This is a genomic window from Methylorubrum rhodinum (assembly GCF_014199935.1).
Classification (GTDB): domain Bacteria; phylum Pseudomonadota; class Alphaproteobacteria; order Rhizobiales; family Beijerinckiaceae; genus Methylobacterium; species Methylobacterium rhodinum.
The window spans coordinates 148,433-162,000 of the sequence record NZ_JACHOP010000006.1; the positions used below are offsets into that span (position 1 = coordinate 148,433).

A 13,568-nucleotide genomic window follows, 5' to 3' on the forward strand; every position below is an offset into this window, starting at 1 on the left:
GGCGTGATCGGGAGGCCCGCGCGGGCGCGGTTCATCAGCCGATCGCGCCCGGCGGGCGTCGGGTCGGGGAGGCGGCCGTCGGATCGGCCGGGCTGGCGGGCTCGGGGGCGAGTGCCAGCTCGGGATCGGGGGCGGGCGTGGCGGTCGCGACCGGGGCGGCGGGGCCGCCGGTCCAGCCTTGCGCGCGCCAGCCTTCCGCCCGCTCGTCGAGGTCGACCGCGCCGCCCCGGCGCATCAGCGCGACGACGCGCTCGGCCAGATCGCCGTCGGCCCGCACCGTCACCAGGGTGCCGCCCCGGCGCACGCCCTCGGCATAGGTCTCCGCGTCCGTCCCGCTGAGGCCCGCGCCGGTCAGCGCGCCGATCAGCCCGCCCGCGGCGGCGCCGACGCCCGCGCCCGACAGGGCGGTGACCAGCCAGCCCGCCGCCAGGAGCGGCCCGATGCCGGGGATCGCGATCAGGCCGAGGCCCGCGAGCAGGCCGGCCCCGCCGCCGAGCACCGTGCCGACGGTGGCGCCCGCGCCCGCGCCATCGGCGGCCTCGGCCTCCGCCGGGCGCGCCGGACCGGGCTCGGCCGCGGCCTCCCGCTGCTCCGCGCGCAAGGAGACGATGCCGATCTCGGACTGGGACACGCCCTCCGCCTCGATCCGGTCGACGACGCGGGCGGCGTCCTCGTGGCTGTCGAACAGCGCGGTGACGGCTCGTCCTGCCATGGCGGGGCTCCTGCTCTGCGGGGACGCTCCACCAAGCCCGCGTCGTTCGGCTTGGTTCCGGCATCGCCGCCCGCGTTAACCCGGCGCTAACCCTGCGCCCGGCAAATCCTGCCGGGTGGGCGCATCGGCCCGTGCGGGGAAGCGTGTCACGATGAGCGAGACGGCGGGCGCCGCTCCGGCGGGAGGACTCGGCTCCCTCTCGGCCTTCGTGCCGAGCCGCGCCAGCCTCCAGGCGCTGACGAAGCGCACGGACCTGTTCTTCGCCACCGCGGTGATGGGCATCCTCGTGGTGCTGATCTTCCCGCTGCCCGCGATCCTGCTCGACCTCCTGCTCGCCGTCTCGATCATCCTCTCGGTGCTGATCATGATGACGGGGCTGTTCATCGACAACCCGCTCGAATTCACCGTCTTCCCGACGCTGCTGCTGGTCGCGACCCTGCTGCGGCTGGCGCTCAACCTCGCCTCGACCCGCCTCATCCTCGGCCACGGCCACGAGGGGACGGCGGCGGCCGGCCACGTCATCGAGGCCTTCGGGCACTTCGTGATGGGCGGCAACTTCGTGATCGGGATCATCGTCTTTGCGATCCTGATCATCGTGAACTTCGTCGTCATCACCAAGGGCTCGGGGCGCATCGCCGAAGTCGCCGCCCGCTTCACCCTCGACGCGATGCCCGGCAAGCAGATGGCGATCGACGCCGACCTCTCGGCCGGGCTGATCGACGAGAAGGTCGCCAAGGCCCGCCGCTCGGCGCTGGAGGAGGAATCCTCGTTCTTCGGCGCCATGGACGGCGCCTCGAAATTCGTGCGCGGCGACGCGGTGGCGGCGCTGCTCATCACCGGCATCAACGTGGTGGGCGGCATCATCATCGGCGTCGCCCAGCAGAACATGGGCTTCGCGGACGCCGCCAAGGCCTACACGCTGCTGACCATCGGCGACGGGCTCGCCTCCCAGGTGCCCGCGCTCATCGTCTCGACGGCGGCCGGCATCCTCGTCTCGAAGGCGGGCGTGAAGGGCTCGGCCGACAAGGCGCTGGGCAAGCAGATGGCGAACTACCCCAAGGCGCTCGGCATGTCGGCGGGCGTGATGGGGCTGATCGCGCTGCTGCCGGGCATGCCGATGCTGCCCTTCCTCGGCCTCGGCGCGGCGGCGGGCTACGCCGCGTGGCGCATCGCCAAGACGCAACGCGAGGCGCCGCCTCCCGTCACCAACGCCGACGGCACCCCCGCCGCCCCCGGCACCGCGCCGGCGGAAGAGACGGTCACGGACCTCCTGAAGCTCGACGACCTCAAGCTCGAGATGGGCTACGCGCTGCTGGCGCTCGTCAACGGCGAGGGCCAGGACCGGCTCACCGACCAGATCAAGGCCCTGCGCCGCCAGCTCGCGGCGGAACTCGGCATCGTCATGCCCTCGGTGCGCATCCTCGACAATGTCAGCCTCGACGCCAACACCTACACGGTGCGGGTCAAGGAGATCGAGGCCGGCACGGGCCAAGTCTTCCCCGGCCAGTTCATGGCGATGGACCCGATGGGCGGACAGGTGCAGCTCCCCGGCCTGCACCTGATGGAGCCGACCTTCGGCCTGCCCGCGACCTGGGTCGATGCCTCGCTTCGCGATCAGGCCCAGCTCAAGGGCTACACCGTGGTCGATGCCGCCACCGTCATCTCGACGCACCTCACCGAGGTGATCAAGGCGCATGTCTCGGAGCTTCTGAACCACGTCGAGGTGCAGAAGCTCCTGCGCGAGCTGCCCAAGGAGCACACCGAACTCCTGAAGGAGGTGGTGCCCGCGCAGATCGCCACCACCGGCATCCAGCGGGTGCTGCAATTGCTGCTGGCCGAGCGGGTCTCGGTGCGCGATCTCGGCGCCATCGTCGAGAGCATTGCCGAGGTGGCGGGCCACGTGAAGAACCCGCGCGACATCGTCGAGCATGTCCGCGCCCGCCTCGGGCGCCAGATCTGCGCGCAGTACCAGGGCCCGGACGGCACGCTGCCGATCATCACCCTGTCGCCCGCCTGGGAGCAGGCCTTCCTCGAATCGATCGTCGGCGAGCGCGAGGAGCGCTACCTCGCGATGCAGCCGTCCCGGCTCACCGAGTTCGTCAACACGGTCCGCGACCGCTTCGAGCAGGCCGCCCGCATGGGCGAGATGCCGGTGCTGGTCACCTCGGTGCAGGCGCGGCCCTTCGTGCGCTCGATCATCGAGCGCTTCCGCCGCGAGACCCCGGTGATGAGCCAGGCGGAGATCCATCCGCGGGCAAGGCTGCGGACGGTCGGGTCGGTGTGAGACCGGATCGGCCTTACACGGCCACGGCTGATCGCGTCGCGCTTATCACCCGCGCCGTCATTGCGAGGCGGAGCCGAAGCAATCCAGCGCTCCGCATTCTACGGAATGGACACTCCCATAGCCGCGCTGTCGGTGCAATCGCGCCTTCTCCGGAGAGCGCGCGCCCTGGATCGCTTCGGCTCCGCCTCGTGATGACGGCGTGGATTTGAGACCGAGCGGATCGCCGGGAAAAACCTCAGTCGTGGCCTTCGATCGCGCGCAGGACCGCGACCAGCTGGTCGGCCTGATGGCGCGTGAGCCCCGTGCTGATGATCGTGCCGTTGCGGCAGATCGAGCAGGTTCCGTCTTCGGAAACCCGCACCTTGATGGAAGCCATGATGTTCGAAAATCCGAGCGCGGGACCGGCGCCTACACTGCAAGCTTAACCGTTCGTGAAGGCCGGGCAAGAGCGCCCGTCCCGTCATCCCCGACCACGGCAGTTAATGATTTACGGGGGCCGCGTCATCCTGCGGGAAACGGTCCGCAGATTCGCTTGCCGCGCATAGCCCTCTCGATGCCGCCTCGGCGGCTTCGCGGCGCGAGAAGCGCCGCGGCAGTGGGCCTCGGCTTTCAGCCGAGGCGTCCAGCGGGGCGAAAGCCCAAGCCCGCGGAGGCGGGCGCCGGCGACGGAGGCGAGAAAAACTCCTCAAACCGCCTTCTTCTCCAGGCGCTTCTCGATGACGTGGTTGTCGAGGCCCGGCGCCACGAGCGGGGGCTCGGGCGGGTTCGGATCGGCCTTGTGGAGCGCCTGCGACAGGCGCGAGCGCTCGAACAGAACCACCACCACGATGGCGATGGCGAACGGGATCAGCAGGTAGAACAGCCGGAAGATCAGCAGGGCCGCCAGCACCGGCGCCTTCTCGGCATCGGTCTGGAGCTGCATGGCGGTGAAGAACACCAGCTCGAACACGCCCAGTCCCCCGGGGGCGTGCGAGGCGAGCGCCACCGAGAACGAGGCGAGGAAGATGCCGAGCACGGCGATGAAGCCGGGGTTCAGGCTGTCGGGGAGCGCGAAGTAGATGATGCCGGCCGCCCCCAGCAGCTCCAGCGGCGCCGCGATGAGCTGGCGCACCATGATCTGCGGCCGGGGATACTCGACCTTGAACTTGCGGATAGTCAGCGGACGGAAGCGCAGCACCGAGCCCAGCACGTAGAGTGCGACGAAGGCGAGCAGCGCGAAGCCGACGAGCCGGGCGGTGTGCGGGTTGGTGAGCGCGGCGGGCAGCAGGCTGTCGAGCCGCGCCAGCAGGCCCGGATCGTAGACCAGCACGAAGCCGCCGAGCAGGATCGTGCCGAGGCCGAAGGTGAAGGAGCAGAGCGCCACCAGCACCGCGACCTGCGCGGCCGAGAGGCCCTTGGCGGTGTAGGCCCGGTAGCGCACCAGCGCGCCGGAGAAGACGGAGGCGCCGATGTTGTGCGAGAGCGCATAGGTGGTGAAGGAGCAGACCGAGACGAACATCCACGAGATGCCGCGCACACCCAGATGCAGCAGCGCGATCCGGTCGTACCAAGCGAGTGCCGCGTAGGCGACGAGCGTCGAGAGGGCGGCGAAGAGGACGTGGTGCGGCGGGATCGCCAGGAAGGCGGCTTCGATGTCTGCCCAGGACTGATCCTTCAGCTTGCCCCAGAGCAAGTAACAGGAGGCCGCCACCGCCACGAGGCCGATCAGGCCCCAAAAGATCTCACTGACTTTCTTCATGGATACCGGCCGCCTCCCTCGGGACCGGTCCCTCCTGCGCCAGGGCCGCCCGCATCGCAAGCGGCACCCGAGCGACCGGCTCGATGCGGCGGGCTCTTGCCCGCCGATCGTGACGGTTTCATGCCGGTTCAAACGTCCCAGGAGCGATGTCGCGCTCTATGTCGGCTTGGCTCGCTCAAAGCGCGCGGTCGCCGCCTCGGCCGACGCCGCCTTGAGCAAGTCCTGCCAGGTGTCCGGCGGGTTGCCCTTGTCGAGCATGCCGGCGAACACCCGGTAGGCGTCCGTCTTCGAGCCGTAGGTGCGCAGCGTCGTCTCGTCGTTGACCCAGGCGAAGACGATCACCTTCGCCCGGCTGTCGTAGCGGAAGAAGAGGCGGAAGCGCCCGTTGCCGAACTTGGCCCGGAACCAGTGCTTGCGCCCGTCGCCCAGGGTGTTGCCCTGTCGATACTCGGGGCGCGTCGGATCCTCCGCCACCGTCTCGAACAAGAGCCGGCGCAGCATCACGAGCAGCTTCGCGTTGGCGGTGCCGAGATATCCGTCCGGGTCCTTGGCCTGCGCTGCGGCCACCGCGGCGGTCAGCCTGTCCAGCTGATCGAGCAGCAGGGAATGGGCCAGGACCGTCCAATCGCCGACGACGGGCATCGGCTCAGAGGGCGACCGGCCCGTCGATCTCTTCGTCGAGATCGACCGTGGCCCCACGGGTGAGCGCGGTCATCCGTTCCACGAGCGCCGTCGGAAACGCCACGACGCTCTTGCCCGGATTCTGCTGCATGTCCTGGGCGAGAAATTCGAGGAAGCTTTCGATGACCGGATCGGTCTCTTCCTCCACGCGCACGACGCGCACGCCCTGCTCGTCCACCACGAAGGCGATCTCGCCGCCGTAGCTGACACCGAGAGCCTGACGCACCGACTTCGGCACCGTCGTCTGCCCCTTTGCAGTGATCCGGCTGTGTTCCCTGAACGGAACGGTCATCGGTCCCTCGCGACGCGGAGTAAGGAATATTCCTTACATTTTGCGCGGGGGTAGCTCAACGCAAAAATCGCCGAGCCACCGAGGCGGCCCGACGATCGATGAGAGCAGTCGTGCGATCCTAAAAAAAGAATCAGGCCCGCGCGCGAAGCCCGATCGCGTCCATCTCGGCCTGCTCGCGGGCGGCTTCCGCGGCGCGCTCGGCGGAGCGCTCGCGGTCCTCCAGGATCTCGATCTTCTTCAACTCCTCGAAGGCCTCGCCGAGTTCGGCCTTGGCCTCGGCGAGCTGGCCCTCCAGGGCGGTCGCCGACTGGCGCATGTTGTCCCGGCGCGTGGTCGCGGCGCGGGCATAGGTCGGGTAGGCGAAGTGGGCCGGATCGGAGATGCCGGCGCGGGCCTCTTCTTGAGCGACCTCGCGCTCCAACTCGGACGCCATCCGGTTGAAGTCGGCCATCATCATCTCGATCTGCGCCACCCGGCGGCGCTTCTCGTCCACTTGGAACCGCCGCAGCCGGATCAGCGTGTCACGCGATTTCATGTCGGGCCATCCACTCCTACGCTACGCTGGCGAAAGGGCCGGACGCGCTCGCCGGATCCTCACGGACCCGAACCCCGACGCGATGCCGCCTTACCCGCCGCCCACGATGGCGGCCAGCCGTGCGTAACCCTCGCCGATGGAGGTTGCTTCTTCCTTACCCTGCCCCAGAAAAGCCGCCAGATCAGGCATGAGCGCCACCGCCTCGTCCACCTCCTGTGAGGAACCGGCCCGGTAGGCGCCGAGCCGGATCAGTTCCTCCATGTCGGCATAGGTCGCGAGCACGCGTCTCGCGCGACGGACCGTCGGGAGATGGGCCGGGTCGCAGGCCCGCGGCATGGTGCGCGAGACCGAGCGCAGCACGTTGATCGCCGGATAGCGCCCCGTCTCGGCGATGCGCCGCTCCATCACGATGTGGCCGTCGAGGATGCCGCGCACGGCGTCCGCCACCGGCTCGTTGTGGTCGTCGCCCTCGACCAGCACGGTGAACAGCCCGGAGATCGCCCCCTCGCCGGTGCCGGGCCCGGCGCGCTCCAGCAGGCGCGGGAGTTCGGAGAAGACGGTGGGGGTGTAGCCTTTTGCCGTGGGGGGCTCGCCGCCGGCCAGCCCGATGTCGCGTTGCGCCATGGCGAAGCGGGTGATCGAGTCGATCATGCACAGGACCTGCGCGCCGGAATCGCGAAAATACTCGGCGACCGCGAGGGTCACGTAGGCGGCGTTGCGGCGCATCAGCACCGGCTCGTCGGAAGTCGCCACGACGACGACCGAGCGGGCGAGGCCCGCGGCACCGAGGTCGTCCTGCAGGAATTCCTGCACCTCGCGGCCGCGCTCGCCCACGAGGCCGATCACGGCCACATCCGCGGCGGTGTAGCGGGCGAGCATCGAGAGCAGCACCGACTTGCCGACGCCGGAGCCGGCGAAGATGCCCATGCGCTGGCCGCGGCACATGGTCAGGAAGGTGTTGATGCAGCGCACGCCGAGATCGAGCGGCGGCCCGACGCGGCGGCGCCCGTGGGCGGGCGGCGGGTCGGCGCGCAGCGGATAGATCGCCGGCCCCTGGGGGAGGGGCCCGAGCCCGTCGATCGGGCGCCCGAGCGCATCGATCGTGCGGCCGAGCCAGTCCTGCGAGGGGCGCACCGCGCCCGCCGCCTCGTCGCGCACGAGCACGGGGCAGCCGCGGCGCACGCCCTCCAGCGAGCCGAACGGCATGGCGAGCGCCCGGTCGCCGGAGAAGCCGATCACCTCGCAGGGGACGCTGCCGGCGCCCCCCGCCTCGACCACCACGTCGAGCCGCCCGCCGAGCCGCATGGCGGCCACGGGCCCGGCGACCTCGACCAGCAGGCCGCGGATCGCGGTGACCCGCCCGAAGATTTCGAGCGCCTCGACCGTGGACAGGGCGGCGAGCGCCGCCGCGAGCCCGCCCGCGCCTGACCCGCCCGTCATGCCGGCCGCCTCCGCGTCATCGGCCCGTCCCTTCCTCGCGCCATCGATCGGGCCGATGTCTTAACACCACCGCGGCCCCGTCGGCACGGGCCGACGCGCCGCCTGCGACCGCGGCAAGATCCGCGAAAGCTTGAGCGGTAACGGTCGAGGCCTGTCTCTCTTTGGCAACAAACGTCACAATCTGAAGGAAATGAACGGCTTATCCGATCGGGCCCAGGCGCCGCGAGGCAGAAGTGGCGGTTCCCGGAGAACAGATTGCCAACCATGACGAGAATCGCCTTCGGAGTCGAATGCGATGAACCTTGCAAGCGGGATTCGGCTTTTGTTAACGGTTAAGGAATAGCGTTTCTGAAGTGGGAATGAGGGAGCGTCCGCCGAGGCCGTCGGTGGGCGCCCGGCGGTGGCTTGTCTCAAGCGCCCTGATACGGCCGGGCCGGGGTGGGGACCGACGATGCGCGTACTTCTGATCGAGGACGACAGCGCCACGGCGCAGAGCATCGAGTTGATGCTCAAATCCGAGAACTTCAACACGTACACGACCGACCTCGGCGAGGAGGGCGTCGACCTCGGCAAGCTCTACGATTACGACATCATCCTTCTCGACCTCAACCTGCCCGACATGTCGGGCTACGAGGTGCTGCGCAGCTTGCGCGTCGCGAAGGTGAAGACGCCGATCCTGATCCTGTCGGGCATGGCCGGGATCGAGGACAAGGTGAAGGGCCTCGGCTTCGGCGCCGACGACTATCTCACCAAGCCCTTCCACAAGGACGAGCTGGTGGCGCGCATCCACGCCATCGTGCGCCGTTCGAAGGGCCATGCCCAATCGGTCATCACCACCGGCGACCTTGTGGTGAACCTCGACCAGAAGACCGTCGAGGTGGGGGGAGCGCGCGTCCACCTCACCGGCAAGGAGTACCAGATGCTGGAACTCCTCTCGCTGCGGAAGGGCACGACGCTCACCAAGGAGATGTTCCTCAACCATCTCTACGGCGGCATGGACGAGCCGGAGCTGAAGATCATCGACGTGTTCATCTGCAAGCTGCGCAAGAAGCTCGCCAACGCCTCCGAGGGCAAGAACTACATCGAGACCGTGTGGGGCCGCGGCTACGTGCTGCGCGAGCCGGTCGAGGGCGAGGACCGTATGGCGGTCTGAAAGCCCCGAAACCGATGACGACAGAACCCCGCTCCGGCGGGGTTTTTCGTTTTTCTTCTTGGGATTCTCGGGGCTGCGCGTCCGCCGATGCCGTGCGCATCGACGGTTCCGCCGAGACCCGCGCCGTCATCGCTGGAGAGGTTCGCCAATTCGCTGATCGCGCCACGCTGTCCCGGGAGGGCCACAGCCATGCGCGACAACGGCTTCGACCGGACGCATGCCCGCATCAAAGTCTCGGCGGCATCGCCCCGAAGGCCTTACCCGACACCCTGATCGTCGACTGCCCCCCCGCCGCGATCGACGAATCTGTGAACATCCACGGCAAGGACGGCGTGAAGCGGATCAATCGGTGGGAATGCGGCCGACCGAGCAGAGGGTACGGAGCGCCCCCGCGCTGTCGGTGTAGCAGCTCGCCGACCAGCCGTTCTGCTGGATGAAGGACTTGCGGCCCTCGCGGAGCGCCGTCTCGTAGGCCCGCGCCAGGATCGGCTGGATGACGCCCGCCGGCTCGCCGATCACCAACTCGGAGGCGACGGTCAGCTCGCGAAAGTAGGTGGCGGAGGGGGAGGGCTCGCCGGAGGAGGCCTGGACGATCGGTTGCGCCCGGCAGGTGAGGTTGAGGGTCACGCCGCTGGCCGCCCGCACGTCGATGCTCGGGCCCATCCGCCGTCCCGGCTTCTTCGCGCCTGTGGCCTGGGCGATCCGCATGGCGAGCGCATCGCACTCGTCGGCCCGCGTGGGGGAGGGGGCGAGCAGCGGGAGAGCCAGGAGGGCGGGCAGAACAGCGGTGAGGAGCGAGTGGCGCATGGTGGCCTCTATGCGCGCCTCTCCGCAGCGCAGGCAAGACGCCAGGGTTCGCCGGGCGGAGAAGTGGCCGAGGATCGACAGCGCGGACGGCATCGGCGGCGCACCGGAGGCAAGCCACCGCGTGACTCACGAAGCCCCCATCCTGCGGACCAAGGCCTCCTCACGCTGAAGCGATCGCCCTGCCGCGCGATCCCGCACCACTTGACGCTCGAACAAACCGATCAACTGCCGAAAAGTCAGGCACCGCGGATGCTGCGAAGCAGGCAATCGTGAGCAAGATTGTGGCAGATTAGGCATTCATTCGCGGCCGGCCTGCGCAGAGCAACCGAGTAGAAGATCTGCGCCTCCACTCGGTTCCGCGCGGCCGATGCTGCGCACGGCCGCAGATGACAATCCGACGCTCGCCCTATCTCCGGTCCCACATCCTCCATCGCTTCGGGCCACCATGAGCATCGTTCATAAGACTGCCGACATCGCCGCCACCGGCATGGGCGCGACCGTCCGTTTCCTCACGGCCGGTCTCGACGCCCTGACCGGGGCCGTCGCCCGGATGAACGAACGGGCCGAGACGCATCTGCGCGACCGGACCACGCTGCTCCGGGCCCATTACGGCAAGAAGTCCAACCGTGACGCCAAGCCGCTGCCGGTCGTCGAGGCGCCGATCGATCTGGCTTTGCGCGACGGCGTCCGGGACGCGGCCTGACCGGCCCGGCCTACGCGGCGAGCCCGCGCTTCTTCAGCAACGGCTCGATGCTCGGGAGCCGCCCGCGGAAGGCCGTGTAGGCCTCCCGCGCGTCGCGCAGGTTGCCCGCGCCGTAGACGAAGCGGCGTAGCCGCCCCGCCGTCTCGGGATGGAAGATGTCGCCGGCCTCGCGGAAGGCGTCGAAGGCGTCGGCGTCGAGCACTTCCGACCAGAGATAGCTGTAATAGCCGGCGGCGTAGCCGTCGCCGGAGAAGATGTGCGCGAAGTGCGGTGAGCGGTGCCGCATGGCGATCTCCGCCGGCATGGCGATGCGCTTGAGCGCGTCGGCCTCGAAGGCCGGCACGTCGAGCCCGTCCTCGCCGGCCGCCGAGAGATGGAGCGTCATGTCGACGATGGCCGAGGCCGTGTACTCGATCGTCGCGAAGCCCTGATTGAAGGTCCGCGCGGCGAGCAGGCGCTCCAGCAGGGCCTCGGGCATCGGCGCGCCGGTGCGGTAGTGGCGGGCGTGGGCGCGCAGGACCTCCGGCTGCTCCAGCCAGTGTTCGTAGAGCTGCGAGGGCAGCTCGACGAAGTCGCGCGCGACGGCGGTGCCCGAGAGCAGCGGGTAGGTCACGTCGGACAACAGCCCGTGCAGGCCGTGGCCGAACTCGTGGAACAGGGTGCGGGCGTCGTCGAAGGACAGCAGCGTCGGCTCGTCGCCGGACGCGCGGGCGAAGTTCATCACGTTGACGATGATCGGCTTGACGTCGCCGTCGAGCCGCTCCTGCGAGCGGAAGGCGCTCATCCAGGCGCCCGAGCGCTTGGAGGAGCGGGCGAAGTAGTCGCCCAGGAACAGGCCGACCTCGGCGCCGTCCGCGTCGCGCACCAGCCAAGTGCGTACGTCCGGATGATAGCGCGGCACGTCGGCGACGGCCTCGAAGGTCAGGCCGAACAGGCGGGTCGCGGTGTCGAAGGCGGCGCGGATCACGCCCTCCAGCGGCAGGTACGGCTTGATCTCGGCCTCGTCGAGATCGTGCTCGGCGCGCCGGAGTTTTTCGGCGTAGTGGCGCCAATCGTGGGCTTCGAGGGCGAAGTCGTGCCCCTCCGCCCGCACCAGGGCCTGCAGCCGCTCGCGCTCCTCGCCGGCCCGGCGCAAGGCGGGGGTCCAGACATCGCGCAGGAGCGCCATCGCCGCATCGGGCGAGGCAGCCATGGTGTCGTCGAGGCGGAAATGGGCGAAGCTCTCGAAGCCGAGAAGGCGCGCCCGCTCGGCCCGGAGCGCGACGATCTCGGCGATGAGGCGGCGGTTGTCGGTCTCGCCGCCGTTCTCGCCGCGGCGGGTCCAGGCCCGATAGGCCCGCTCGCGCAGGTCGCGGCGGGTGGAGAAGACGAGGAACGGTTCGATCAGCGAGCGCGACAGGGTGACGACGTGGCCGTGCGTGCCGCCCCGCTCGGCCGCCGCCGCCGCGGTGGCGTCGCGCAGGAAGGGCGGCAGGCCGGCCAGATCCTCCTCGCCGTCGAGCGGCAGGACGAAGCCGTTCTCGTCGGCCAGGAGGTTCTGGCCGAACTGCGTGCCGAGTTCGGCCAGCCGCGTGGCGATCTCGGCGATGCGCGCCTTGGCCTCGGGCGCGAGGTCGGCGCCCGCGCGGCGGAAGCGGGTGCGGGTGCGGTCGAGGACGCGGGCCTGCTCGGCATCGAGCCCTTCGGCCTGCGGATCGATTGCCGAGAGACGCGCCCACAGATCGGAGTTCAGGGTGATCGCGCTCGAATGCCGGGCGAGCTCGGGCGCCACCGCCCGCTCGATCGCCTGCAACTCCGGGCTGGTGGTGCTGCCGGTGAGGTTGAAGAACACGCTCGCGACCCGGTCCAGCGCCCGGCCGGAGCGCTCGAGCGCCGCCACCGTGTTGTCGAAGCTCGGCGCCGCGGGGTTGCCGGCAATCAGCGCGATCTCGGCCTCGTGGGCTTTCAGCGCGTCGGCGAAGGCCGGGACGTAGTGCTCGTGCCGGATCGCCTCGAAGGGCGGCAGGCCGAACGGCGTCGGCCACTCGCCCGCGTCGAACGGGTTCGCGCCCGCGGCGGCGTTCGGATCGCGTGCGGTGTCGGCGGTCATGCGGGAAAACCCTTCGGGCGCTGTGCTCGGCGCTGAACATAGGTTTGCGGGCCGGCGCACGCAAAAGCTTCACCGACATGGCGACCGCGTCACGATTGCCGGCGGGCGTGGCCGCGGCGTCCTTGCCCGCTGCGGGCCGGCGGCGGATCACGGAACGGTCAGCCCCGGGATCCGGGGACGTTCGGGAAAGTCCGGGGCATGAGGCCTGTCACCGTCGCGTGCCTGCTGGCCGCCTGCCTCGCTTCGGGTCCGGTCTCGGCCGAGCCGGCGAAGCCGCCCGCCGCGACCGCTCCCCATGGGACCCCTCCCCATGCGACCGTGCCGCTTCCGCCGCCGGAGCCGCCCGCGCGGCCGAACGATCTGTCGCCGCCCGCGCCTCGGGTTACGCCATTGCCGCCGGAGCGTCCGCCGGAACTCGCGACCGGCAGGGAATTGGCCAAGGAGCCGGAGCCGAAGCCTGCCGGCGAGGCAGCGAAGGAGGCGCCCGCCGCCCTTCCCGAAGCGCCGCTGCCGCCCGCCCGTCCGCCGGAACTGTCGGGCGAGGCCGCGCTGGCGCTGAAGGTTGCGGCGCCCGACGATGCCGCCTGCCTGCGCCGGCTGGAGCGGCTCGGGGCGCGGTTCGAGGCGATGGCGCCGCTCGGCAACGGCCAGTGCAGCGCGCCGCGCCCGCTCGCCATCACCGCGCTCGCCGACGGCGTCGCCCTGGAGCCCGCCGCGACCTTGAATTGCCGCACGGCCGAGGCGCTGGCCCGCTGGGCGACGGAGGTGCAGGCCTCCGCCCGCAAGGAGCTGGACGACAGCCTGAAGAGCCTGTCGCTCGGCGGCACCTATGTCTGCCGCGGCCAGAACCACGACACCGACGCGAAGCTGAGCGAGCACAGCTTCGCCAACGCCGTCGACGTGATGGGCTACGGCTTCGCCAAGCGCCCGGCGCTCAATGTGACGGCGGCGCCCGACGGCACGCCGGAGGCGGCCTTCCTCGCAGCCGTGCGGGCGAGCGCCTGCGGCTTCTTCCGCACGGTGCTGGGGCCGGGGAGCGACGCCGCCCACGGCAACCACCTCCATCTCGACGAGCGCGAGCGCAACGCCGGCCACCGCCTTTGCCAGTAGCGGGCCGCTTCGCCGCGGGAACGG

At 70.2% G+C, this 13,568-nt stretch carries 13 protein-coding genes; 4 read left to right on the forward strand and 9 right to left on the reverse strand.

Annotated features, from left to right (window positions below):
* Positions 1-34 precede the first annotated feature (34 nt).
* Positions 35-712 (reverse strand): hypothetical protein, encoded by a 678-nt coding sequence (locus HNR00_RS09800; RefSeq protein WP_183568625.1) that lies wholly within the window; start codon positions 710-712, stop codon positions 35-37.
* A gap of 151 nt (positions 713-863) precedes the next feature.
* Here HNR00_RS09800 and flhA point away from each other — a divergent pair, with 151 nt between their 5' ends.
* Entirely contained in the window at positions 864-2,996 is a 2,133-nt protein-coding gene (gene flhA, locus HNR00_RS09805; protein WP_183568628.1) for a flagellar biosynthesis protein FlhA, read from the forward strand.
* 235 nt (positions 2,997-3,231) lie between these two features.
* On the opposite strand, the gene HNR00_RS09810 is transcribed toward flhA, so the two are convergent.
* The 6 genes from HNR00_RS09810 to fliI all read right to left on the reverse strand — a co-directional run bounded on the left by HNR00_RS09810 (position 3,232) and on the right by fliI (position 7,682).
* Entirely contained in the window at positions 3,232-3,372 is a 141-nt protein-coding gene (locus HNR00_RS09810) for a hypothetical protein (protein WP_171015377.1), read from the reverse strand.
* Between the two features lie 309 nt (positions 3,373-3,681).
* Positions 3,682-4,734, reverse strand: a complete 1,053-nt coding sequence (locus tag HNR00_RS09815) for a lysylphosphatidylglycerol synthase domain-containing protein (protein ID WP_183568631.1) — start codon at positions 4,732-4,734, stop codon at positions 3,682-3,684.
* A gap of 156 nt (positions 4,735-4,890) precedes the next feature.
* Positions 4,891-5,376 carry a type II toxin-antitoxin system YhaV family toxin gene (locus HNR00_RS09820; RefSeq protein WP_183568634.1) on the reverse strand — a complete coding sequence of 162 codons (486 nt, stop codon included), beginning with the start codon at positions 5,374-5,376 and terminating at the stop codon, positions 4,891-4,893.
* Between the two features lie 4 nt (positions 5,377-5,380).
* Complete coding sequence (locus HNR00_RS09825; RefSeq protein ID WP_183568637.1) at positions 5,381-5,707, reverse strand: type II toxin-antitoxin system PrlF family antitoxin; 327 nt, start codon at positions 5,705-5,707, stop codon at positions 5,381-5,383.
* Positions 5,708-5,837: 130 nt separating this feature from the next.
* A complete protein-coding gene (fliJ, locus tag HNR00_RS09830; protein WP_183568639.1) occupies positions 5,838-6,242 on the reverse strand; it encodes a flagellar export protein FliJ in 405 nt (134 codons plus the stop codon).
* A 90-nt stretch (positions 6,243-6,332) separates the two neighbouring features.
* Entirely contained in the window at positions 6,333-7,682 is a 1,350-nt protein-coding gene (gene fliI / locus HNR00_RS09835; RefSeq protein WP_183568642.1) for a flagellar protein export ATPase FliI, read from the reverse strand.
* Positions 7,683-8,133: 451 nt separating this feature from the next.
* On the opposite strand from fliI, the gene ctrA reads away from it, so the two are divergent.
* A complete protein-coding gene (gene ctrA, locus HNR00_RS09840) occupies positions 8,134-8,835 on the forward strand; it encodes a response regulator transcription factor CtrA (protein ID WP_183568645.1) in 702 nt (233 codons plus the stop codon).
* 342 nt (positions 8,836-9,177) lie between these two features.
* Here the strand turns inward: ctrA and HNR00_RS09845 are convergent, their stop codons facing one another.
* Positions 9,178-9,642 (reverse strand): hypothetical protein, encoded by a 465-nt coding sequence (locus HNR00_RS09845; RefSeq protein ID WP_376770368.1) that lies wholly within the window; start codon positions 9,640-9,642, stop codon positions 9,178-9,180.
* A gap of 445 nt (positions 9,643-10,087) precedes the next feature.
* Between HNR00_RS09845 and HNR00_RS09850 the strand changes: the two genes are divergently transcribed.
* Entirely contained in the window at positions 10,088-10,345 is a 258-nt protein-coding gene (locus HNR00_RS09850; RefSeq protein ID WP_183568648.1) for a hypothetical protein, read from the forward strand.
* A gap of 10 nt (positions 10,346-10,355) precedes the next feature.
* Here the strand turns inward: HNR00_RS09850 and HNR00_RS09855 are convergent, their stop codons facing one another.
* Positions 10,356-12,434: a M3 family metallopeptidase gene (locus HNR00_RS09855; RefSeq protein WP_183568651.1), complete on the reverse strand. Its 2,079-nt coding sequence runs from the start codon at positions 12,432-12,434 to the stop codon at positions 10,356-10,358.
* A gap of 198 nt (positions 12,435-12,632) precedes the next feature.
* Between HNR00_RS09855 and HNR00_RS09860 the strand changes: the two genes are divergently transcribed.
* The gene (locus HNR00_RS09860; RefSeq protein WP_183568654.1) at positions 12,633-13,544 is read left to right on the forward strand and encodes an extensin-like domain-containing protein; all 912 of its coding nucleotides are present in this window, start codon (positions 12,633-12,635) and stop codon (positions 13,542-13,544) included.
* Positions 13,545-13,568: the final 24 nt, after the last annotated feature.

Excerpts from the sequence above, each read along its gene's own strand:
- HNR00_RS09855 (WP_183568651.1), bottom strand. The coding sequence starts at position 12,434 with ATGACCGCCGACACCGCACGCGATCCGAACGCCGCCGCGGGCGCGAAC.
- HNR00_RS09820 (WP_183568634.1), bottom strand. The coding sequence starts at position 5,376 with ATGCCCGTCGTCGGCGATTGGACGGTCCTGGCCCATTCCCTGCTGCTC.
- HNR00_RS09825 (WP_183568637.1), bottom strand. The coding sequence starts at position 5,707 with ATGACCGTTCCGTTCAGGGAACACAGCCGGATCACTGCAAAGGGGCAG.
- HNR00_RS09815 (WP_183568631.1), bottom strand. The coding sequence starts at position 4,734 with ATGAAGAAAGTCAGTGAGATCTTTTGGGGCCTGATCGGCCTCGTGGCG.
- fliJ (WP_183568639.1), bottom strand. The coding sequence starts at position 6,242 with ATGAAATCGCGTGACACGCTGATCCGGCTGCGGCGGTTCCAAGTGGAC.
- HNR00_RS09860 (WP_183568654.1), top strand. The coding sequence starts at position 12,633 with ATGAGGCCTGTCACCGTCGCGTGCCTGCTGGCCGCCTGCCTCGCTTCG.
- HNR00_RS09800 (WP_183568625.1), bottom strand. The coding sequence starts at position 712 with ATGGCAGGACGAGCCGTCACCGCGCTGTTCGACAGCCACGAGGACGCC.
- HNR00_RS09810 (WP_171015377.1), bottom strand. The coding sequence starts at position 3,372 with ATGGCTTCCATCAAGGTGCGGGTTTCCGAAGACGGAACCTGCTCGATC.
- fliI (WP_183568642.1), bottom strand. The coding sequence starts at position 7,682 with ATGACGGGCGGGTCAGGCGCGGGCGGGCTCGCGGCGGCGCTCGCCGCC.
- ctrA (WP_183568645.1), top strand. The coding sequence starts at position 8,134 with ATGCGCGTACTTCTGATCGAGGACGACAGCGCCACGGCGCAGAGCATC.
- HNR00_RS09850 (WP_183568648.1), top strand. The coding sequence starts at position 10,088 with ATGAGCATCGTTCATAAGACTGCCGACATCGCCGCCACCGGCATGGGC.
- HNR00_RS09845 (WP_376770368.1), bottom strand. The coding sequence starts at position 9,642 with ATGCGCCACTCGCTCCTCACCGCTGTTCTGCCCGCCCTCCTGGCTCTC.
- flhA (WP_183568628.1), top strand. The coding sequence starts at position 864 with ATGAGCGAGACGGCGGGCGCCGCTCCGGCGGGAGGACTCGGCTCCCTC.